Here is a 21,429-nt window from a genome sequence, read left to right as displayed (position 1 = left end):
TATTTGCGAAGGGGCCAATAATCTAGTGAGGAGTTAAATATTTGAGACTTTTGGTTAGCCAAGCTCACGATGACTGTTTTAAGGGTAGCGGAACTATCAGTCGAACAGTTGCCGCACGCCAAGCCAGCGCTCTGCTAACACCGTTAAGCAGTCAAATTCATCTTGACTGACTATCGTATCGTGTAACATCACGGTATGCAATGTGCTTAGCCATAGGCGATAATTATTATGATTAAAGCAGTTATGACTATCGCCATTATAAGCTATTTGACCCCTGTCCTGCTGCGTCTTGTGCTGATTTTCATCAGTTGTCGGAATTAAGGTGATAATAGCCAATAGTTGAATACTATTGAGATGCTGCGCGGTCAATAACAACCATTGTAAATTTGCATCGCTAACTGTCTTTAAATCAATATCAATCAAACGCGCATGCCGCCTTAAGTCTATGACGTAACATTTATGGTTGTCTATAAATAATTGATTGTCTATAAATCCTGCTGTCTGCCCTACTTTATCTTTTACTACAGTATCTTTTGCTAAGCGATAAGCCAATATAACCAGCATCGCCTGTTGATTGGTATCAAGACCTGTAAACGTCTGCCCTGATGGATCAAGCTGGGCAATTATGTCAGATACACCAGCTTGTAATACTTGCTGATATAGGGCATTTTCTGTTGAACCGTCATCACCCAGCACTTGCGACAATACTGGTAACAGCTGCTGTAAATGTAGCGCTTGCCATAAGGACAAGATCGGCGACTGCTGAGGTTTTGATGGTAAATACTGTGCTAACGTTTCAGAATCAGCATCATTTAAATTTTTGGTCAAATCAGCACTCATCTGACCCTTGAATAACTCAAAAAGCCCTTGCTGATAGCGCACTAGCATTGTGCGGCAGTTTTTCTGCTGTTGATAGTGTTGTTGACTGGTATGAGTATGGCTGCTTAGACTTCGTTGGTGTAGCTGTTCTATCGTGGTTACAGATAAGTCATGCTTACTCAATCTTTTGACTGCAAGCGCCAGCAAAGTGCTATCCAGTCGCCGATCAAGCCCAGCAATCGTTTCGAGTAGCTTATAATCTATGGTATGAGGCAATACGCCCTTTTCCTTGCTGCTAGGATTTTCACTATTGAGAGCAGAAGGATTATTAGTACTAATAGGCTCGAGATGATTGGTATGATTGACATAACTGCTATCGTCATTCGCATTGTGGTCAATAGCGGTAATAGCTTGACACGGTCCACACCAAATATCAGCAAGATCATAAACAGCAGTCGTCGATAGTGTGTGTCCTTGATGGCATAACAGCACTGCTTCAATCAGTGCTTGCGCGCCTAACGGATGATGACTGTGATCAAGTACATAATGCGGTAGCGATACGTTTTGGATATCTGTGTCTGAGATTAGCGTGTCCGTTGGCAAATCAGGGCTAAGCTCTGTTTGCCAAGGTTTTAATAGTTTATGCGTGCCAATTGCACTAGCTACCACTTGCAAACGTCCATCAACGATAGTGTCTTCCTTTATGCTGAATTCAAGTCCTGTATCGGGGTCAACTTTACTGTCAAAGCCATTAGAACTAACGTTATCAACAGATATACTCTTTTCTTGATACATGTCAGATAATGAGGGAGAGTTTGAGTTTAAATTTTTACTTAGGCTATTATTACCTTTAAGCTCACCCCAAGTTCCGCTTCGACGCTGATCGTAGATTTCTTTAATTTTTTGTTGATTCAATTGCTGCTCTTTTGCCATTTTTATCGCAAAATTTTGATATTCGCTGGCATTAATCGCGCTCATGCGCTCAGGTAAGCTTGGATGGGTAGCAAACCAAGAAACATCACCCAAATCTGCTCCGCTACTGGCGAAGAAAAAATGACTCAGCCCGTTGATATCAGCAATACCTGATAGACGTGACCCAAGCGAATCTTGGTGAATGGCTTTTAGGGTCTCCAAAATCGCTGGCGAACGTGTCAACTGGATACTGGTTGCATCAGCTAATAGCTCGCGCTCACGGTTAAAGCTGTGCTTAATCAGCTGTGCGCTGGCCATGCTAGAAAAGCTTAAACCATGTAATAATAACGTCCAAACACTACGCGGCGCATTGCGGTTAAGCGCTGATTTATTTTGTAGCCACATCGATTGACTTTTGGCTGATGAGTGCTGTAATTGAGTCTGGGTCTGCCAATAGCTTACCCATTCGGCATGGGTAGTAAAATCTGCCGTCTTCAATTCGGTGTTGCGTGCTTGCGAGTCAATTTCTCTTTGTGCTACCGATGCTTGTCGACTGGTCATACTATCAAAATAGCTGCTGTGCCGACTATGCCCAGAAGTTAAGTTCTCGATAGGATCACTCCAATCATATAATATTTGCAACCCTGCCAGCACCACCATTAATTGCAGGTTAAACTTGGCATCACCGTGCATTATATGGCCATATTCATGGCCAATAAGTCCATATAGCGCCTCATCAGGCAGCTTATCCAGCGCCCCTTGGGTCACGACCAATACCATGTCTTGTGTATGCCGACCAGCGACAAAACCATTAATGCCTTGCTCGTTAGGCATGACATACAATATTGGCATACTCAGCCCTGAAGCAATCGCTAACTGCTGAGCAAACTCATAATAACGACGATAAACTGGCGGAAAATCACGCTCATCACGTACCGCAATGTGACGCGAGGTATAACGAACTGGTGACACAGGCGTGTGTTGATGCGCCACGCCTTGGCTGTACTCTAATGCTTCTTGGCTACTATCAATAAACAATCTGACTGCGCCAACGCGCTTGGCAATCGCTCGTCCACCCGCTTTTAAACGCCGATATTCAAGGTAACTGCCCACCATAAAGCTAAATAGCGTCCAAATAATAACCAGCACCAACACCCAATAATAGATACCGCCGATAAATAACGTCAATAACAGCGCCATGACACCCAGCGCTACCGCCATGTGCGCCAGTACAATCAGTAAAAACAGACCATATAGCAACAAACTGCGCCACGTACGGGTACGCTGCTCACCAAAAAAATCCATCCGCCTATCTTGTCCGAACCCAGTCAAAATCTACCTCAAAGCTAATTAACAATTAATTAAAGTTCACATTGGGCGCTTGGCTAATGGTCTCTTTATCTGCAAATACTAAAGGGCTTAGCGGACGAAAACCAAACGTCGTGCTCACTAAATTATTCGGAAATACTTCGCGATCATTGTTATAAAACATCACACTATCATTGTAATGTTGACGCGCAAAACCGATGCGGTTTTCGGTATTGGTCAACTCATCCATCAGCTCTTTGATTAAACTGTCTGCCTTTAATTCAGGATAGGCTTCGACAACGGCATAAAACTGACCCAACGCTTTTGAAAGCAAACCTTCTGCTTGCGCAAATAGCGCCATGTGTTCCAGCGACTCAGGCTGATGCTGGCTAGAGTCTTGCAAGCTCTGCGCACGATTACGTGCCTCAGTCACCCGCGTGAGCGTCTCTTGTTCATGTGTTAAATAACGCTTGGCAGTCTCAACCAAATTGGGAATCAAATCATGACGGCGTTTGAGCTGCACATCTATCTGGGCAAAGCCATTCTTCGCTTGATTACGTGCGCGTACTAGCTTATTGAATATCATCACTCCGACAATAACCACCAGCACGGTAAATACAATAAAGAACCAAACGAACATTTTCATAATAGCGTTTCCAAGCGATCAATTTAACAGCGACTAATACATAGTATTTTAACCTATAATAATAAGTGAAACTTAAGAATTGGATAAAATCTTGACCAAAAAAAAGCCCTTCAAAATTGGGGGCTTAATGCATCAGGCGAGCATTTTGAGCTTTCTATTAGAACGACCGTCAAATTTTAGACAAAAAAAAGCGACTCCAAAAGCACATCCTCGGCACACATTGAAACTATTACCGTTGCTACCTTCCGGTCCTGGCGGGGTTCATAGTACAATATTGCGAGGCTACCAATGGAGCCACCAGTTGCAAATTATACAAGAATTTCTCAGTATTACAACCCATATCGTAAGATAAAGGATATTTAGTTGCTCTGATAGCCAATTCTATTAATCACAAGCTCAAGACAACAAGAGTATAGTGACAAAACCCTTACAGCATATCGTGTATATTTTGCTATTTTAAATAAATATGTTAGATATACTGTCTGTTACCCAACTAAAAAAACGTAACGTCATCAGCTAACATATGACAGATTTTTACTATTAGTCTAACCTTGTTATTACAAATTTTTCTTAGGAGATATTATGAAGAACACTTTACTTAATAAAGCCGCTGTTGCTACTAGCGCCGCGTGTCTATTGACGGCTATGATGGGCACGGCACATGCTGAGCCTAGCGGTTATGATCAATTAAGCTTTCAAACAGAAGTAAAAGAGGAGGTAGCAAACGATGAGGTACGCGCCAGTTTATATAAAAAGCTACAAGCCACTAATGCCAAAACGCTAGCAACCAATCTTAATACCTCAGTTAATAAAGCCTTGGCCATTGCCAAGCGCTACCCTAGCGTAACTGTCAGCACAGGACAACAACGCACCTATCCACGCTATGACAAAAATGACAAAATCGTTGGCTGGACAGGACAAGCAAACATAGATCTCAAAAGCACTGACTTTGCCGCGACCAGCCAGCTGATTGCAGACTTGCAAGAAACCTTAGTTATGGATAATCTAAACTTTGGGGTATCAGAGGCTAAAAAAGACGCCTTAGAGCAAAAGCTGATGACCGATGCCTCACGCGCCTTTCAACAGCAAGCTAAAAACCTAACTCGAGCATGGGATGCACGTGGCTATCGCGTCATTACGGTCAATTTGAACACAGGAAGCAACTATCCACGCCCTATGTATGGTGCGATGAATATGAAAGCAGATTCGGCTGAGTCGTCAGTGCCCTCTCAAAGCTTTGAATCTGGTAACAGTACTATCTCAGTCACGGCTAATGGTACGATTGAGCTGACTAAATAAGGCTAATACGGTTTAAACCCGCTTTTACTAATGTGATGTACTACTAAGGCCAAGCACTTTAAACTGTGCTTGGCCTTATGGTTTTTGAGATTAAAAATAATTAAACATTTAAGATATACGAGGATAGCCAATACTGAGCTTAGAGATTCAAATTGACTGTTTAAATAGCTGTATAAGTATCTGCAGCACTTGTTCTGGACTTACTGTTTAGTGGTACTGTCTTGACGCAGTTTTAGCAGCACTTTTTGATGCCAAGGTAACTGCTGAAAAGCCAAGAGCTGTTGGGCGATTTTCTTATTATTTTGCAATCTCGCTGTATTTTGAATCACATAAACCGTACGTTCAACTTGCTTAAGCATTTGACCTGTCTCATTTTTTACCACTGCTGTGATGCTATGCTTCCCTGGTAGAATGTCGACGGTCGCAATCGAAGCACTTAGTCCTTGAGCCACCTCATTACCATCTAGGTAAATACTCACACTATCACCCGCTTGCAGTGCAGGGTTTAGCTGTAGATTTACCACAATACTTTGAGCAGGACGATGATAAGCTCGCTCTTCACTGGGCTCAGTCATAGTCAACTGATAGTTTACCGATACCGCTTTAAGAGCTGGAATGTCCGCAGTCAATTTCGGTGCGACTTGTCTATTATTCACAGACTCACCACTAGGGTTACTACTCGCACTGCGGTTATTAGTGTTAGTACTTGCATTGCTATCAGTCGTGATACCGGTTTGACTGACCTGCTTGCCCGCTTGCTGCTCATAACTTTGCGGACGATCGGTAAAGGTAACCTGACCCGTTTGCTCATCAACGACTTTATAAATAGGGTCCGCATTAAGCATAGGCGCATAGAGACTGGCTGTGCTAATTAATAAGCCCGCTAATATCTTATTTTTAATTTGTGCATGGCTGCGTATGGTCATTACTGTCTGAATAAGTGGTGAGTGTGAGTGCATAGTCAGTCAACCTAGTAAGTGCGTGTTATTGATAAATATTATAATACTATTATGGAGTATTTTTAGGGTAATAACAGTAGTAGCTGTGAACACGGCTTACTTGATAAACAAAAGCATAAATGAGTTAACTCCATCAAAAATTAATAGCATTATCTTGTGTGGCCTAATGTACGTGGTCTATAACCTCTTACTAACTCAAACCTTCTCTGTGCACACACAATAAAAAACCAGCCAAGATCAACTTGACTGGTTTTTTTATTCAGAACAACCTAACGTATTAACTACTAATTAGCAGCTATAGTACAAGTCAAACTCAACCGGATGCACAGTAACGTTAACGCGCTGTACCTCTTCTTCTTTTAGCGCAATGAATGCCTCGAGCATGTCTTTAGTGAACACATCACCTTTTAACAAGAACTCGTGATCCTCTTTTAATGCTTCGAGCGCCACTTCTAAATTTTCAGCAACGGTTGGGATTTGTGCTTCTTCTTCAGGTGGCAAATCATACAAGTTTTTATCAGCCGCATCGCCTGGGTGCATTTTATTTTGGATACCGTCAAGGCCAGCCATCAATAATGCAGCAAACGCTAAATATGGGTTGGCTGCTGGATCAGGGAAACGCGCTTCGATACGAACCGCTTTTGGGCTGCTAACGTGTGGAATGCGAATAGACGCTGAACGGTTAGAAGCAGAATATGCCAGTTTAATAGGCGCTTCATAATGTGGTACGAGACGCTTGTAGCTGTTAGTAGATGGGTTAGTAATCGCATTCAATGCACGTGCATGCTTGATAATACCGCCGATGAAGTATAACGCGGTCTCAGACAGACCCGCATATTCGTCACCAGAAAAAGTGTTTTGGCCATCTTTTGAGATGGACATATGCACATGCATACCTGAGCCATTATCACCAACGATAGGCTTAGGCATAAAGGTCGCTGTTTTACCGAACTGATGCGCCACGTTATGGACGACATATTTTAGCTGCTGTACTTCGTCAGCTTTTCGTACCAAAGTGTTGAACGCAACGCCAATTTCTGACTGACAAGGCGCAACTTCATGATGATGCACCTCAATGCAACCTTCGCCAATAATCTCTTCTAGGCGCTCGCACATGACCGCGCGCATATCTTGTGAGCTATCGACCGGCGGTACTGGGAAATAAGCCCCTTTAACGCGTGGACGATGCGCCATATTGCCCCATTCATAAGACTCGTTAGTCGACCATGCTGCTTCTTCAGCGATAATTTTATGACTAACACCTGACATCTCAATTGACCACTTCACTTCGTCAAACACGAAGAATTCAGGCTCAGGACCGAAGTAGGCAGTATCACCGATACCGGTTGATTTTAAATATTCTTCAGCACGGCGAGCGATAGAGCGTGGATCACGTTCATAGCCTTGTAGGGTCGATGGTTCGATAATATCGCAAGTTACCACAACAGTAATGGCATCAAAGAAGGGGTCAAGAAAAGCGGTCTCTGGATCAGGACGCAAGATCATATCGGACGCTTCAATGCCCTTCCAGCCAGCGATGGATGAACCATCAAACATTTTGCCATCTTCCATCACTTCTTCGTCAATGGTATAAGCCGGAAAGCTGATGTGTTGTTCTTTACCGCGAGTATCAGTGAAACGAAAGTCAACCCATTTGGCATTGGATGATTTGATAAGATCTAGTAATTTATTCGACATGAATAGTCCCCTAGTGGTTGTTATTTAATTGCGATCTAAGTTTTGTTTGTTCGTTAATATATTTGAATTTTTCTACTTGAGCATAAATTCAAATATTATGGCTATTATCAGCATAATTTAAAGCAATTAATTAGCGTTATGGGCCAACTTATTCACTTAAAATACATCTAAATTTCTTATAAGCTTAGTCAACGTTGACGCTATTTTAACAATATCTGACTAAAAATGCTGAATTGTTATGACTGTTTTGTCAGCCCAACTGTCATATTCTAGCTATAAGCTTATACTAATAAACATTGCGACATGAATTTATGTAGATAAACTGATTCAAATAAAAGGTTGCAAACGCTGTGCCAAATTTTTATATCAGCTGTCGTGTAAACTGGCCACCATCAGCAAGACTATAAAAAACACCAGATGTGCAGCAATTTAGTATTAAGTCAACTCAGCTACTCCTGTAAACTATGCACCTAATAATGGCAGCTAATGTTGAGGTTGATGCACCATAATAGTGATTTATGCACTTTATTGATTCAAAACCGTGTGTGTTAATTCATTGTAACCTTGCAATATTATAATATTGCCCTCAAAAATACTGGTGTAGGCAATAAAAAATTCTGTCCTCCACCGAATAGTAGCGGAGCTACATTTGATAGCTATCAAAATAATGGTAAGATATCAGGCTTCAATAAAAGTATGACAATAGCATATGTTGAATAGCTAAAGGCGCAATGGATGCGCCTTTATAAAGTATAACGCCAACAAGAGGTTGAAACCATAATGATTCTGATGATCGATAATTACGACAGCTTTACGTACAATATTGTACAGTACTTCGGTGAATTACAGCAGGACATCACCGTTTGGCGTAATGATCAGGTCAGCATCGAACAGATTAAGACCCTCGCCCCCGATGTTATTGTTATTGGCCCCGGCCCTTGTGATCCTGATCGCGCGGGTATCTCGTTAGAGGTTATTGATACTTTTAAGGGAATCATTCCTATCTTAGGTATTTGCCTAGGGCATCAGGCGATTGGACAAGCATTTGGTGGACACGTAGTCAAAGCTGGCGAAGTGATGCACGGACGCCTGTCTGCTGTTTATCACAATGGCCAAGGTGTCTTTGCTGATTTACCCAATCCATCACAAGTCACACGCTATCATTCGCTCGTGGTTGATAAAGCCACCCTGCCTGATTGTTTGGAGGTGACCGCGTGGACACAAAATGCAGATGGCAGTATTGAAGAACTCATGGGCGTACGTCATAAAAGCTTTGCTATTGAGGGTGTGCAGTTCCATCCGGAGTCTATCCTAAGTGAAGCGGGCTATCAGCTGCTCAATAACTTTTTGCGAATTCATAATTTGGCAGTATTAGACTCAGACGAATTGCCACAAGTGGGCTAGTCATTTATCAAATCTGCGCTGGTAAGCCTACTCTTATTAGCATAGAATTTTTTTGAGACAAAAATATAATAACAAGCGAGACCATCATGACCACTACTAATATTCAGGATGCGCAAAGCGTAAAAACCGCTGAAGATATCGCTCAGCTCTCCGATGAGCAAATTCATAAACTGCTGACTAGCGCTTTAGATAGAATTTTCCAGCATATCGATTTGACCTTTGATGAGATGCATCAAGTCATGCTAATCATCATGCAAGGCAAATGTAGCAATGCCATGATGGGGGCTATCTTAACCGGTCTGCGTATGAAGGGAGAGTCTATTGATGAGATTACAGCTTCTGCCAGTGCCATGCGTGATTTAGCAGCCAATATTGTACCGAAAGCTTGTGACTATTTGGTCGACATTGTCGGTACGGGCGGCGATGGGGCTAACTTATTTAATGTGTCTACCGCTTCAGCTTTGGTAGCGGCAGCCGCTGGCGCACAGGTCGCTAAGCACGGCAACCGCGGCGTATCTACTAATTCTGGTAGCTCAGATTTGCTTGAGAAGGCAGGTATCAGCCTAGCACTAACACCGATGCAAGCGCTTGATTGTATCGAAAATCAAGGCATTGGCTTTTTGTTTGCGCCCAATCATCACAGCGCCATGCGTTATGCCAATCCTGTACGCCGTGAGCTAAAAGCGCGAACGATTTTTAATATCTTAGGTCCCCTCACCAACCCTGCTGGCGTGCCCAATCTAGTTATTGGGGTATTTACCGCTCAACTGTGCGAACCACTAGCGAAAGTCATGAAAAACCTAGGCGCACGTCACGTGATGGTCGTTGGAGCAAAAGATGGCTTAGATGAGATTAGCCTTGCTACCTCGACTACGGTCGCTGAGCTAAAAGATGGTGAGATATCCGTTTATGAGCTAATGCCAGAAGATGCAGGTATCGAATCACAAACGCTCATTGGACTTGATGTGGATTCACCAGAACAAAGCCTTGAGCTAATACGTGCGGCTTTATCAGGGGCGCAGACCAATGACCGTTCGGTACTCAAAGCGCGCGATATGATTGCACTCAATGCTGGTGCAGCCATTTATACCGCAGGATTGACCAGTAATTACCCCAATGGGGTCAATCAAGCACAAACGGTTATTCAAAACGGTTCCGCATTGGCCAAACTTGAGTCATTAGCAGCCTATACACAGCAGCTAGCTGCTAAGGCTTAATTGAAAATCTATTTGTTAATGTTTCAAAAAACATGCTGTCATCAGATATGCCTATAATTGATGTAAAAGAATAAGAGGTCAAACGACTTTAAGTGATTGGTGAGCCTTAAGAGTCGGCTACAGTCAATCTGCAACACTATTGATAAACCACCTCGTTGTAAAAAGACCAATGGCAAGCAAAACATTAGAACGGTTAAGAAGACTGATAACTTAGCGGTTTTATAATGGACGGACTATATTAGCATTCGCCAACAACCTCCCCATATTAGGCTAAAATTTGCTACAATAGCGCCAATTTTTATTCCACACTATATTAATTTATTCCACACTATACTAATTGATTGAGAGACTGTTATGGGTTTTAACTGCGGCATCGTCGGCCTACCAAACGTGGGTAAATCTACCTTGTTTAATGCTTTAACCAAAGCGGGAATCGCTGCTGAAAACTTTCCGTTTTGTACCAAAGATCCCAATACCGGTATCGTGCCAGTACCCGATCTACGCCTAAAAAAGTTGGCGGATATCGTCAAGCCTGAACGCGTATTGCCAACCACCATGGAATTCGTTGATATTGCAGGCCTAGTCGCCGGTGCATCAAAAGGTGAAGGCATGGGCAACCAGTTCCTGGCCAACATTCGTGAAACTGACGCCATTGCGCATGTCGTACGCTGTTTTGATGATGATAATGTCGTACACGTCGATGGCCGCATCAGCCCCATTGATGATATCGAAACTATCAATACCGAATTGGCATTGGCTGATTTAGACGCCGTTGAACGTGCCGTGTTCAATTTGACCAAAAAAGCCAAAGGTGGCGATAAAGACGCCCAAGCCATGCTTGATGTGTTCAAAAAAATTGAGCCATTACTTGCTGAAGGTCAACCTGCACGCGCAGCAAATATTGATAGCGATGAGAAGAAGCTTATCAGAAGCTACGGTCTGATCACTCTTAAGCCAACCATGTATATTGCTAACGTTAGTGAAGACGGCTTCGAGAACAACCCTTACCTTGACGCGGTACGTAACTATGCGACTGGCGATGAGTCTATTGTCATTCCGCTATGCAACCAAATCGAGTCTGAAATTGCGCAGCTTGATGAAGATGATAAAAAAGACTTTTTAGAAGATATGGGTATGCTCGAGGCCGGTCTTGACCAAGTCATCCGTGGCGGTTATGACTTACTCGATATGCAGACTTACTTTACCGCTGGGGTTAAAGAAGTACGCGCTTGGACTGTTGCTATTGGCGCAACTGCTCCTCAAGCGGCTGGTGTGATTCATACTGACTTTGAGCGCGGCTTTATTCGTGCCGACGTTATCGCCTATGACGACTTTATTGAACATAACGGTGAAAAAGGCGCTGCTACTGCTGGTAAGTCACGTCTAGAAGGCAAGACTTATATCGTACAAGATGGCGATGTGATGCATTTCCGCTTCAACGTATAAGTGAATTATTAACTTAATACTACTCTTGATTTAGTACTAAGCTTACTGATACGATTTTTATTTACCGGTCTTAGCATAAGATTATTAAAAGCCAGCCTTGATGCTGGCTTTTTTATGCGCCTGATTTTAGTATAGTGGGTTCTGTCCTTTTAAAATAATAACAAGGAATAATGGGAGATGAATTATGAGCGCTAACTTTAATAAACCGTACAATACTAGTGACCATTGGGCGCGATTGTTTAGTGCCCAGCGCTTGGGCAATGATAAGAAAGCGCCGGCTCAGGATAGCGCCCGTAGCGCCTTTCATAAAGATTACGACCGCTTGGTATTTTCACATTCGTTTCGCCAGCTTAACCAAAAGACCCAAGTCCATCCGTTGACCAATCAATTAGGTATTCATACGCGCTTAACCCATTCGCTGGAAGTGTCCTGTATTGGGCGCTCATTAGGGATGATGGCCGCAGAAAAGCTACATGATAGGTTACCAAATGGCTTGCCAGCGGGAGTCACGCCAGCAGACGTCGGTGTGATTGTCCAAGCCGCTTGCCTCGCCCATGATATCGGTAATCCGCCTTTTGGTCATGCTGGAGAATATGCGATTCGCGATTGGTTTATGCATCCTGAGCGCAAGGCCGTATTGCAGCATCTAAGTATCAATGAGCAGTTAGATGTTCTAGCCTATGAAGGCAATGCACAAGGGTTTAGACTGTTAGTACGCAATGAGCATCACCCTGATATGGGCGGCATGCGCTTAACTTGTGCTACCTTAGGCGCATTTATGAAGTACCCGTGGCTGGCCGTGCACAGCAATGAGGTTGCTGTTGATACTACAAATGAAGAACTTTTTCATACTAAAAACGGCAATAATAACAGACAACAGCCAGCGCCTAATGTACAAAAAAAACTACAAAAATTTGGCTGCTTTTACAGTGAAGCTGAGCAGCTCGAGCAACTGGCTGCTTGTTTACAATTGCCCCGTTCGGAACAACATGATGGCTTTGCTCGTCATCCATTGGCTTATTTACTGGAGGCCGCAGATGATATTTGCTACGCACTAATTGACTTAGAAGATGGTATTCATCTTGGAATGCTCAGTTACAAGGAGGTGGCGAGTATACTTTATGAGTTGATTGGTGAGCGCCCTGACACTATCACTCTGTCGCCACAGATGTCTGTTAGGCAAAGTTTGGCATCACTACGGGCACGAGCAATGATGCGTCTAGTCAATACCGTTACCGATGCCTTTGTTAGCAATGCTGATGCTATGTTAGCAGGAACACTCACGGGTAGCTTATTCACTCATTGCGATACCAACGTACAAAATGGTATCACGCAGGCCAAGCAGCTGGCTCGTGAGCAAATATTTAATCATCCTAGTAAAGTACGAATGGAGCTGATGGCCAATCAATGCTTACATCGATTGCTGGATGCTTTTATGCCACTGGCATGGACCGCACTTACTGCTACGCCAAAATCGTTTGAGCAGCAACGTTTGTTAATCTTGCTACAGCCGCATCTTGATGAGCATCGGCGCGTACTATCAGATAATATTTACCATAACATTTTAAATATTCTAGACTTTATTACAGGCATGAACGATCATGAAGCTTATAGATTGGCGCAAGAATTACAAGGTCATTGGGGTACGATGGTATAATAAGCTAACAGTACAACCTACTATAACTGAGTATTTCATTCGTATTCTAGCGATGAAATGAGTATGATAAACACCTATCGGGTAATTTTGAAATATTATGAGCAGTCGCGAACAGAAGAAACTTCAAACTCGGCACGCATTTTTTAATGCAGTGCTCGATTTATGTATGACAGGTCAGTCTTTTAGCTCTATTAGCCTCAGGCAGGTAACACGCGAGGTTGGCGTTGTGCCGACTGCGTTTTATCGTCACTTCGATGATATGGAATCGCTGGGACAGGCATTGGTGGTTGAAGAGTTGGGTAATACTTTAGCCATTTTACGTGATAGCCTGCATATTGGGCGTAAACGTAGCTTTGAGCGGCAAATTGCCAAGAGTATTCAACTATTTTTGCAAACGGTTAGCGAACAGCCTTACTATTGGCAGTTTTTGGTTAGTGAGCGCTTTGGTGGCTCAGAAGCGGTACGTAAGGCTATCAGTGAGCTAATAAAAATGCACGGGCAGATTTTAGGGGAAGATTTGGCACTACAGCCAGCGTTTACCCATATCAATACTTACGATCGCCGATTGCTTGCTGAAGCTGGTGTGAATATGTTTTTTTCTTGGATTATCGATTGGCTGGAGCTGACTTATTCTGAGGATCATGATGATGAGATTGATTTGACAGAAATTGAAGAAAAGAAACAATTAATGCTACATAATTGTACCCGCCAAGCACAAATGTTGTTTTATGGGGCTTATAACTGGAAGTCGAGCGAAGAGACTCGCCTGACTGATTGATAGCTCTAACTTTCTCTCTTTACAATATATTTAGTCCCAATGAGATGGGCATCATAGATATTAGGGCTGAGTCTTTTCTCAAAAGCTAGGTCGAAATGCCCATAAGCGCTGCGCAACGACTTTGATAACCTTAGGGCTGTTATCTTGGTTACGGCTGTTATTGTTAGTGTCGCTATTGGTATTATTACTGCCGCCGCCGTCGTTGCTGTTTGTGGCATCATTGCCATTATTAGCATTATCCTTACTGCTATCAGCACTGGTTTTGCTAATCAATACTGTCGCAAAGCGCTGCCTCGCCTCACCAACATTTGAGCTGTCCGTAGCAGTGATAAGCGCCATAAATGCTTGGCTATCAACCGCTAATAGTGGCGCTAGTGCTCTGCGCTGCTCATCTTTCAGAATACTCAAAGCTGGTAGTTGCCATAAGTCATCAATAGACCCTACTACTTGCTGCGCGCGTAGATCGACCAGCGTTTGCATCTGCTCAGCAGTCGCGCCGTCCATTAGAGAGGCCAGTAGCACAGGACTTGCCGTGTTGACGTTAATCGGTAAATAATAAGGTACAGCCGTAACATAAGGCCTTAGGGTCGCTAATACTTCAGCACTCACTCCGCGAACCTCTTGTAGCTGCTCGACACTTACCAGTGGTTGATTTGGCAAGGTTTTATCTGCTGTATTGCCTGACTGCTGAGCATAAACCACACTCTCATCGCCGCCATCTTTATAAGTCTCGCTATCCGTATCTTGCCAGTCAAGTACGGCAACGGCGATATCAGGCTCCAAATTTAACTGAGTCAATAAACGCTGAAAGGTAGCAAGCGCTGCGGTATCGACCGCGCTGTCATGATATAGATTATTGATATTAAAACGGCTGGCTTCGTCACGCAGCTCAGTGGTAATAGCGTGCGTCCCTAAGGCATAGGGCGGTAGCGGCTGTGCCCAAATATCTTGTACGCTATCGGTATCATTTAGCTGATTATCAGCACGAAGCATAGTGATTGCCAACTGCTGACCTGCATTAATATCTTGTAGCAGCTGGTCTTGGTTGAAGATCAAGCCACTACGGCGAATGGCAATCTTTTGACTGGCCAGCATCGATCCTGCAACCACAGTAATGCTGACAACCAATAGCAAGACGGTCAACAGCGCCACACCACGCTCAGAGTCCGGTGTCATTGACATAAGCGACTCTTTTTATTGGTCGATTGACGCATTTTACACACCACCTTCTACACTGCTATTACTGTTATGTGGTGTGGCTTGCGGTGCAAGCGCCCATTGCCACGTGATCGGCATCTCTTGATAGGTGAAGTTGACCGCAACGCCTTTAGGCAGGAGGATGCTCTCAAACTTATTAGAGGCCACATTAGCCGTTTGTCCTAGCACTCTATTAGCGTTGTTGCTGTTATTGCTGCCATCTGTGCTAGGGAACTTGCTACTCATCTCCGGCAAATAGGCTTGCCAGCTCCCTGCGGTCACGCCTTCAAGCAGTACGCTGTCTAGACTGACGCTATCACGTCCTCCTTGAATACTGGTATATTGTCGGCGGATTAAACGTTGATCAGCAAAAATATATTCAACCCGCTGCACGCTGGTACTACTTTGATAGCGTGGATCAGGATCAGCAAATCGAACAAAATTAATATGTTCATCATCTAAGCTCATAAAGGGCTCAGCAGCGATTGGATTCGTTTGGTTGTTATTGTTATTAGAGTTGCTATTGTTGCTGCTGTTATTACTGACACTTTGCGCATTGGGCGCTTGATAAGCAATAATCTGTCCCATATCTTGTTGTAGCTGCAGATACGCGTATTGCAATACCGCCAAATTATCAGCATGGAACTGAGCTCGTTCACGCGCACGATTAACGCTGTCAAATACTTGCCATCCGGCAACCGCTAGCATGGCAAATATCGCCATCGCTACCATCAATTCAAGTAACGTAAAGCCATGCTGCGGCCTCATGACTTACCACCGGTGGGATCTAATTTTCCTAAATCCATACTACCAGTCTCTTGCTCAGCATCGCTTAGCACCACATTGATATCAGTAACAGTCGTACGAGCTTGACCGTCGACGATAGGTGCGACCGTGATATTCACCTCTTTTAGAGCGGGTGTCAGGGTATCAGCAACTGTCATGACGACTTGCCAATCTCGACCTTGAGCAGTGGTGGTTTGCGTGCGATTGGCCGTCAAATAGGTATCTTGGATACGCAAATCAGCAGCCGCATTTTGCGCCACAAAATGGGCAAGCGTGCTCGTTCGTAATACATCGACTGAATTTAAGTAAGCACTACTGGCGCGGCTGGCGGCTACCGCGACCACCGCCAGAATGGCTAGCGCCACCATTACCTCAATTAGCGTAAACCCGCTCTCACGATTTGACATCATTCGTTATAACCCTTGCCCTATCGTCATGCTGCCATCAGGCATGATAGTAATCACCTCACCAACCAAGCGCGACTGATGGCGTACCTCAATCGTCGCTGGCGTGGCTTGTCCCGTTCCGAACCATAATACTTGCGGTACCGTTTGCGTGGTAAACCAAGGCTGCAAGGCTCGCGTCTCTACTGCCCCATTTGCACTATTCATATTACTGCTGTTATTAACCGCTTCTAAGCTTTGAATACTCAGACTAACCCCAGCAGGCAGTTCGGGCAAGGTAACATCAGGTTCGAAATCCCAGCTTGGGGTTGGCGATTGCTCTCCATTAGAACCAGGCATACCGGACAGGTCTGCTGAAAGCTCCATAGCGTTTTTGGGCGTACTATCCGCGTTACTTAGTTTATCAACCGTTTGGTAAGCGATATACGGGTTTGATAATGTGACAATAACAGGTGTCACTTGGCCTCGCGTGTCTGCTTGTAAACTTAGCCCCATCGGTTGCATACGCTCAGCCGATAATAGACGGACATAGCTGAGCGAATCGGTTAGATGCTCATAAAAGGCGCGGTTTTTACGGGACTCACTACTGCCGACCGATAAGCTTATCATGCCAGCAAATATAGATATAATAACCACCACCACTACGATTTCAACTAGGGTAAAACCAGTCTGTGAACGAGAGACGGTTGGTGATATTAATATTGAAGGTAATTTTTGAGAAGGAAGTATCTTAGAAGGAGGTATCTTAGAAGGAGGTATCTTAGAAGGAGGTGTTTGACAACCATTTGTCTTAGAATGATTTGATTGAGAGTGAATTAACTGAGAATGATTTAATTGATAACAGTAAGGAAAACAATGACAGATACCAATTTTTATATCTGCGTTATTATTTAGACTAAGCACTTTTTTGCTTGTTAATAGACAGAAAGGGCAAGCGGCCACTGAGCTGAACTTAGTCTTAGCAGTGACCGGCATATTATCCCTATTATTATGTAGAGCAATGAGTAAATGTGATAAATTTTTAAAAAACTTAAGCGCTTGAACTAATTTAAACGCTTAGGCATTAATATTTTACAACATGGCTTTTTGAAACCTTGATAACCTAATAAACGCTATTAATAGTTAGCATTACGATGTTCTTCTGACTCAGTCTCAATCTGATCTACCAACTCTTGCATATCTTCATCCATGACCTGTTCATCAGCAGCAGGATAATGACTGGGTAACTCTAACATCTGCTGAACAAAAGCATAACGTAAGGTATCACGGCGACCTAAATAACGCTGATAAAAACTAGAGTTCAATAATCCTGCACCGCCCTGACCCATTGCCCAAATAGAAGACAAATAATCTCGGGTGCTCAGACTGCTGCGCTCATCTTTTAAATAAACGCTAATAATGTCAATTAAGCGCTTCATACGATGGCGACGAATATCATACAGCTCACCGAACAAGCGGTTGAGACCCGTAACCGAGGCAGCAAGGCGCTCTTCGATTTGGTTCAGCAGCATGGCTTTTTGTGGATTATAGAGCTGCTGAAAAATCATACGGGCGACTCCTGCCGATGGGCAATCATCAATACGATTGATCTCAAACAACTGCTCTTCATAACGGAGAATAATACGCAGATATAGCTCATCTTTACTGGAGAAATGCTTATATAGCGTCCCTTTGGCCAAATCAAGCTGGTCTGCCAGACTGTCTAAAGTGATATCACCGTCGCCTGACTCCAGTAACAATTGCTCAGCCATCGCTAAGATATTCTCTTCTCGTGCTTTGAACTGGTGTTGACGACTCATGCTTTCTCCTAAAATCTAACAAAATTAAGCGTATGACCACAGTACTATATATAGTACGTTCAGCTGTGTGCTGACAATGACTATAGAATAATTACAAGGTAGCCATGAAGTGATTGAAACAAGTTGCTACGTTCGGCTGTATCTTATGGATAGTTAACGGCTTAATAAGTAATTTCAATAAATGACTGATTGGTCATAGCATAACGATTTTAGTGATACTGTGCTAGTAAATTTTCGAAGTTTTTTGCAGTCAGCGCGCCAACTTCTTCGGCACTACAGCCATACAAATCTGCGAGACAACTTGCCACGTATGGCACATAGGCAGGCTCATTGGACCTACCACGTTTGGGTACGGGTGCTAAATAAGGGCTATCTGTTTCAATCAGCAGTCTATCTCTAGGAACTTTTTGCGCGGCGTCACGTATGGTTTGCGCGCTTTTAAAGCTAACAATCCCTGAGAATGAGATATAAAATCCCAAATCAAGTGCCTTTTTGGCAGTTTCCCAATCTTCAGTAAAGCAATGAATAATGCCGTGCTCAGCGCCTTCAGCTTTTAGGATATCAATCGTGTCGTGTTTTGCCTCACGAGTATGAACGATAATTGGTTTTTTTAGCTGTTGGCTGGCATGAACATGACGCGCAAGGCTGGCTTGTTGCTCGTGCTTATTGTCAGTCGACCAGTAATAATCCAGCCCCGTCTCCCCTATGGCCCATACATGATCGGCATTGGCGGTTTCCACTAAACGCTCTATAGTCGCTGATTGCAATACGGCGATATCTTCGCAAGGATGGATGCCCACACTCATGCCCAAATTCAGGGTCTCATCACCATAAGTGCTAACAATATTGGCAATCTCGTCATACTCTGCAAAGTCACACATAATCGCCATCGCACGCGTGACATTGGCGTCTTTCATAGCGGCAATCGCGCCGGCTAAATCACCATCGTGGCGAGTTAAATCTAAACGGTTAAGATGGCAATGGCTATCAGTAAACATAAATAATCTCTTCGATAAAAAATGTATTAATAAAAAATCTTCTTAGTGAATAGATATTGCCTTAGTCGTGAGGTTTTTCAAGACAAAGACAATAGGCAGGGCTTAAGCATTACTATTAGTACGCGTTGAACAGCGTTTATTTATTTTCGATTACCACTTACTGCAACGGTCATTGCAACGGTACCACTCGCATCACTTCCTCAAGCGTTGTCACGCCCTCGCTAATACGTTTTGCGCCAGATAAGCGTAATGGCTGTAAGCCTTCGCGGTACGCTTGTTGTTTGATAACATCTAAATTCGAATCTGCTGCAACCAGTTTTTTTAGCTCATTGGATAATGGCATAATCTCATATAAACCAATGCGCCCTTGATAACCGGTATGCCGACAGTGCTCACAGCCCTGCGCACTATAGATTTGCGTAGGCAACGGCGCGCGCCAAGGCTGTACCAACTCCTGCCATTGAATAGCAACCTCGCTATCAGCGGTTACTGTCTGCGCTTGCTTACAGTGCGGGCATAGCGTTCGCAGTAGCCGCTGGGCCATCACGCCCAATATGGTAGCTGAGGTCAAAAACGGCTGGATACCTAAGTCATGTAAGCGCGTTATCGAGCTTGGCGCATCATTCGTGTGCAAGGTCGATAGCACCAAATGCCCCGTTAATGACGCTTGTACGGCCATATTTGCGGTTTCAGCATCACGAATCTCACCTACCATAATAATATCGGGATCTTGGCGCATTAATGAGCGAATACCATCGGCAAAGTGCAGATCAACCCCCGCATTAACCTGCATTTGATTAAAGGCCGGCTCAATCATCTCGATAGGATCTTCGATGGTGCAAACGTTCACCTGCTCGGTCGCCAGCTGCTTTAATGTGCTATATAAAGTAGTGGTTTTACCTGAACCGGTCGGACCGGTGACTAGAATAATACCATTAGGATGGGCTGTTAGCTCATTCCACGTTTCTAACTGTTTACCAGATAAGCCAAGTTGGGCAAAGGTACGCACTAAGACTTCAGGATCAAACACCCGCATGACTAATTTCTCACCAAAAGCCGTGGGTAAAGTAGACAAACGCAGTTCGGTTTCCGTCCCTTTTGGGGTCCGCGTTTTTAAGCGACCATCTTGTGGTTTGCGCTTTTCAGCGACATTGAGTCGCCCTAAGATTTTAATCCGGGCCGTTACCGCCACTATAATGGCCAGCGGCATCTCATAAACCGTATGCAGCACCCCATCAATGCGAAAGCGCACCTTTCCAGTCTCACGGCGTGGCTCAAGGTGAATGTCACTGGCACGCTGCTCAAAGGCATATTGCAGCAGCCAATCCACGACTTTTACAATATGCTGATCATTGGCATCGGGATTGGTATTATCACCGAGCTGTAATAAGGCTTCGACATTCGTGACATCAGCAGCAGCGCGTTTATGGAGAGAATTTGCACCTGCAATCGCTTGGGTTACTTGATAGAACTCTTGGCGATAACGATTAATCTGCTCAGGATTGATATAGACCGTACGGAAAGTTTTAGATTTGATAATTTTTTCTATATTAGAGTGCCAATCGCTATAAAACGGTTGATCCGTACCAATCACCACCTCATCATTAGTAACTTCTATCGGCAAAATATGCTGCGATCGGGCGTACTCAAATGACATGATTTTCGTTACCGCTGGCACATCAACTTTTAGCGGGTCGATACGCACGAGTGACAACTCTGCCTTTGCGGCCAGCCATTGATTCAACCATGCCAGCGTCAGCTTATGATCATTCTTATTACCCAAATAATGACCATTGGGCAAACCAAACTCGCTAACCGTCATTAGCGGATGTTGCGCTTTATCACGGCGACTGGTTATCACGAGATTATAACTGCGCTGATCGATCACCTTATCTGCCAATAACTCATCCAGACACCAGCGCAGATCGACCACTAACGAGAACTTCGGAATCGACATATTCGTCTTCTTTTATTACTTAGATTAACACATGAAGTGCAATTTCAAACAGCAGGTGAAAAAGAGGCCTAGATGCGCTAGCATCACAGTTTCTATCCACCACCAAAGTGAGATTGCAACCATGAGCTATACACATCTAAGCCTA

General features: G+C 43.9%; 17 protein-coding genes and 1 other RNA gene. 6 read left to right on the top strand and 12 right to left on the bottom strand.

The features are described 5' to 3' along the window. Positions 1-96: 96 nt before the first annotated feature. From JMX97_RS10125 to ffs, 3 genes are all read right to left on the bottom strand, one after another. The gene (locus tag JMX97_RS10125) at positions 97-3,036 is read right to left on the bottom strand and encodes a M48 family metalloprotease (RefSeq protein ID WP_201557757.1); all 2,940 of its coding nucleotides are present in this window, start codon (positions 3,034-3,036) and stop codon (positions 97-99) included. A gap of 52 nt (positions 3,037-3,088) precedes the next feature. Further along, positions 3,089-3,685, bottom strand: a complete 597-nt coding sequence (locus tag JMX97_RS10120; RefSeq protein ID WP_201557754.1) for a LemA family protein — start codon at positions 3,683-3,685, stop codon at positions 3,089-3,091. A gap of 194 nt (positions 3,686-3,879) precedes the next feature. Beyond that, an RNA gene (gene ffs, locus JMX97_RS10115) (signal recognition particle sRNA small type) lies at positions 3,880-3,976 on the bottom strand. Between the two features lie 291 nt (positions 3,977-4,267). Between ffs and JMX97_RS10110 the strand changes: the two genes are divergently transcribed. Then, a complete protein-coding gene (locus tag JMX97_RS10110; protein WP_201557752.1) occupies positions 4,268-4,984 on the top strand; it encodes an SIMPL domain-containing protein in 717 nt (238 codons plus the stop codon). A gap of 200 nt (positions 4,985-5,184) precedes the next feature. Here the strand turns inward: JMX97_RS10110 and JMX97_RS10105 are convergent, their stop codons facing one another. Both JMX97_RS10105 and glnA read right to left on the bottom strand, forming a co-directional pair. Beyond that, positions 5,185-5,910 carry a DUF4124 domain-containing protein gene (locus tag JMX97_RS10105; RefSeq protein WP_201557798.1) on the bottom strand — a complete coding sequence of 242 codons (726 nt, stop codon included), beginning with the start codon at positions 5,908-5,910 and terminating at the stop codon, positions 5,185-5,187. A gap of 321 nt (positions 5,911-6,231) precedes the next feature. Then, positions 6,232-7,641 (bottom strand): type I glutamate--ammonia ligase, encoded by a 1,410-nt coding sequence (gene glnA / locus JMX97_RS10100; protein ID WP_201557750.1) that lies wholly within the window; start codon positions 7,639-7,641, stop codon positions 6,232-6,234. A gap of 780 nt (positions 7,642-8,421) precedes the next feature. Here glnA and JMX97_RS10095 point away from each other — a divergent pair. From JMX97_RS10095 to JMX97_RS10075, 5 genes are all read left to right on the top strand, one after another. Beyond that, a complete protein-coding gene (locus JMX97_RS10095; RefSeq protein ID WP_201557749.1) occupies positions 8,422-9,045 on the top strand; it encodes an anthranilate synthase component II in 624 nt (207 codons plus the stop codon). 86 nt (positions 9,046-9,131) lie between these two features. Then, positions 9,132-10,262, top strand: a complete 1,131-nt coding sequence (gene trpD / locus JMX97_RS10090) for an anthranilate phosphoribosyltransferase (protein ID WP_201557748.1) — start codon at positions 9,132-9,134, stop codon at positions 10,260-10,262. Between the two features lie 354 nt (positions 10,263-10,616). Next, a complete protein-coding gene (ychF, locus tag JMX97_RS10085; RefSeq protein WP_201557746.1) occupies positions 10,617-11,708 on the top strand; it encodes a redox-regulated ATPase YchF in 1,092 nt (363 codons plus the stop codon). A 184-nt stretch (positions 11,709-11,892) separates the two neighbouring features. Continuing rightward, positions 11,893-13,365 carry a deoxyguanosinetriphosphate triphosphohydrolase gene (locus JMX97_RS10080; RefSeq protein WP_201557744.1) on the top strand — a complete coding sequence of 491 codons (1,473 nt, stop codon included), beginning with the start codon at positions 11,893-11,895 and terminating at the stop codon, positions 13,363-13,365. A gap of 97 nt (positions 13,366-13,462) precedes the next feature. Continuing rightward, positions 13,463-14,143 carry a TetR family transcriptional regulator gene (locus JMX97_RS10075; RefSeq protein WP_201557742.1) on the top strand — a complete coding sequence of 227 codons (681 nt, stop codon included), beginning with the start codon at positions 13,463-13,465 and terminating at the stop codon, positions 14,141-14,143. Between the two features lie 78 nt (positions 14,144-14,221). Here JMX97_RS10075 and gspK read toward each other — a convergent pair whose 3' ends face one another. From gspK to JMX97_RS10040, 7 genes are all read right to left on the bottom strand, one after another. After that, on the bottom strand, positions 14,222-15,325 hold the full coding sequence (gene gspK / locus JMX97_RS10070) for a type II secretion system minor pseudopilin GspK (RefSeq protein WP_227671553.1): 1,104 nt from the start codon (positions 15,323-15,325) through the stop codon (positions 14,222-14,224). Positions 15,326-15,358: 33 nt separating this feature from the next. Next, on the bottom strand, positions 15,359-16,108 hold the full coding sequence (gspJ, locus tag JMX97_RS10065; protein WP_201557740.1) for a type II secretion system minor pseudopilin GspJ: 750 nt from the start codon (positions 16,106-16,108) through the stop codon (positions 15,359-15,361). Next, positions 16,105-16,536, bottom strand: a complete 432-nt coding sequence (gspI, locus tag JMX97_RS10060) for a type II secretion system minor pseudopilin GspI (RefSeq protein ID WP_201557739.1) — start codon at positions 16,534-16,536, stop codon at positions 16,105-16,107. Before gspI ends, gspJ begins: the two co-directional genes overlap by 4 nt. A 3-nt stretch (positions 16,537-16,539) precedes the next feature. Then, complete coding sequence (locus tag JMX97_RS10055) at positions 16,540-17,226, bottom strand: prepilin-type N-terminal cleavage/methylation domain-containing protein (protein ID WP_265089456.1); 687 nt, start codon at positions 17,224-17,226, stop codon at positions 16,540-16,542. A gap of 419 nt (positions 17,227-17,645) precedes the next feature. Further along, positions 17,646-18,329 (bottom strand): TetR/AcrR family transcriptional regulator, encoded by a 684-nt coding sequence (locus JMX97_RS10050; protein WP_201557738.1) that lies wholly within the window; start codon positions 18,327-18,329, stop codon positions 17,646-17,648. Positions 18,330-18,538: 209 nt separating this feature from the next. Then, a complete protein-coding gene (locus tag JMX97_RS10045) occupies positions 18,539-19,327 on the bottom strand; it encodes a TatD family hydrolase (protein WP_201557737.1) in 789 nt (262 codons plus the stop codon). Positions 19,328-19,496: 169 nt separating this feature from the next. Next, positions 19,497-21,284 carry a GspE/PulE family protein gene (locus JMX97_RS10040; RefSeq protein WP_201557736.1) on the bottom strand — a complete coding sequence of 596 codons (1,788 nt, stop codon included), beginning with the start codon at positions 21,282-21,284 and terminating at the stop codon, positions 19,497-19,499. Positions 21,285-21,429 lie beyond the last annotated feature (145 nt).

Source organism: Psychrobacter sp. 72-O-c, assembly GCF_904846605.1.
Taxonomy (GTDB): domain Bacteria; phylum Pseudomonadota; class Gammaproteobacteria; order Pseudomonadales; family Moraxellaceae; genus Psychrobacter.
The sequence above is the reverse complement of the archived record's forward strand: the minus strand, read 5'-3'. Positions and strand labels throughout refer to the sequence as shown.

Bases quoted from the DNA above. Each gene is read 5' to 3' on its own strand.
- trpD (WP_201557748.1), top strand. From the start codon at position 9,132: ATGACCACTACTAATATTCAGGATGCGCAAAGCGTAAAAACCGCTGAA.
- JMX97_RS10105 (WP_201557798.1), bottom strand. From the start codon at position 5,910: ATGACCATACGCAGCCATGCACAAATTAAAAATAAGATATTAGCGGGC.
- JMX97_RS10045 (WP_201557737.1), bottom strand. From the start codon at position 19,327: ATGTTTACTGATAGCCATTGCCATCTTAACCGTTTAGATTTAACTCGC.
- JMX97_RS10050 (WP_201557738.1), bottom strand. From the start codon at position 18,329: ATGAGTCGTCAACACCAGTTCAAAGCACGAGAAGAGAATATCTTAGCG.
- gspI (WP_201557739.1), bottom strand. From the start codon at position 16,536: ATGATGTCAAATCGTGAGAGCGGGTTTACGCTAATTGAGGTAATGGTG.
- JMX97_RS10075 (WP_201557742.1), top strand. From the start codon at position 13,463: ATGAGCAGTCGCGAACAGAAGAAACTTCAAACTCGGCACGCATTTTTT.
- glnA (WP_201557750.1), bottom strand. From the start codon at position 7,641: ATGTCGAATAAATTACTAGATCTTATCAAATCATCCAATGCCAAATGG.
- JMX97_RS10040 (WP_201557736.1), bottom strand. From the start codon at position 21,284: ATGTCGATTCCGAAGTTCTCGTTAGTGGTCGATCTGCGCTGGTGTCTG.
- JMX97_RS10080 (WP_201557744.1), top strand. From the start codon at position 11,893: ATGAGCGCTAACTTTAATAAACCGTACAATACTAGTGACCATTGGGCG.
- ychF (WP_201557746.1), top strand. From the start codon at position 10,617: ATGGGTTTTAACTGCGGCATCGTCGGCCTACCAAACGTGGGTAAATCT.
- JMX97_RS10125 (WP_201557757.1), bottom strand. From the start codon at position 3,036: ATGGATTTTTTTGGTGAGCAGCGTACCCGTACGTGGCGCAGTTTGTTG.
- JMX97_RS10110 (WP_201557752.1), top strand. From the start codon at position 4,268: ATGAAGAACACTTTACTTAATAAAGCCGCTGTTGCTACTAGCGCCGCG.
- gspJ (WP_201557740.1), bottom strand. From the start codon at position 16,108: ATGAGGCCGCAGCATGGCTTTACGTTACTTGAATTGATGGTAGCGATG.
- JMX97_RS10095 (WP_201557749.1), top strand. From the start codon at position 8,422: ATGATTCTGATGATCGATAATTACGACAGCTTTACGTACAATATTGTA.
- gspK (WP_227671553.1), bottom strand. From the start codon at position 15,325: ATGTCAATGACACCGGACTCTGAGCGTGGTGTGGCGCTGTTGACCGTC.
- JMX97_RS10120 (WP_201557754.1), bottom strand. From the start codon at position 3,685: ATGAAAATGTTCGTTTGGTTCTTTATTGTATTTACCGTGCTGGTGGTT.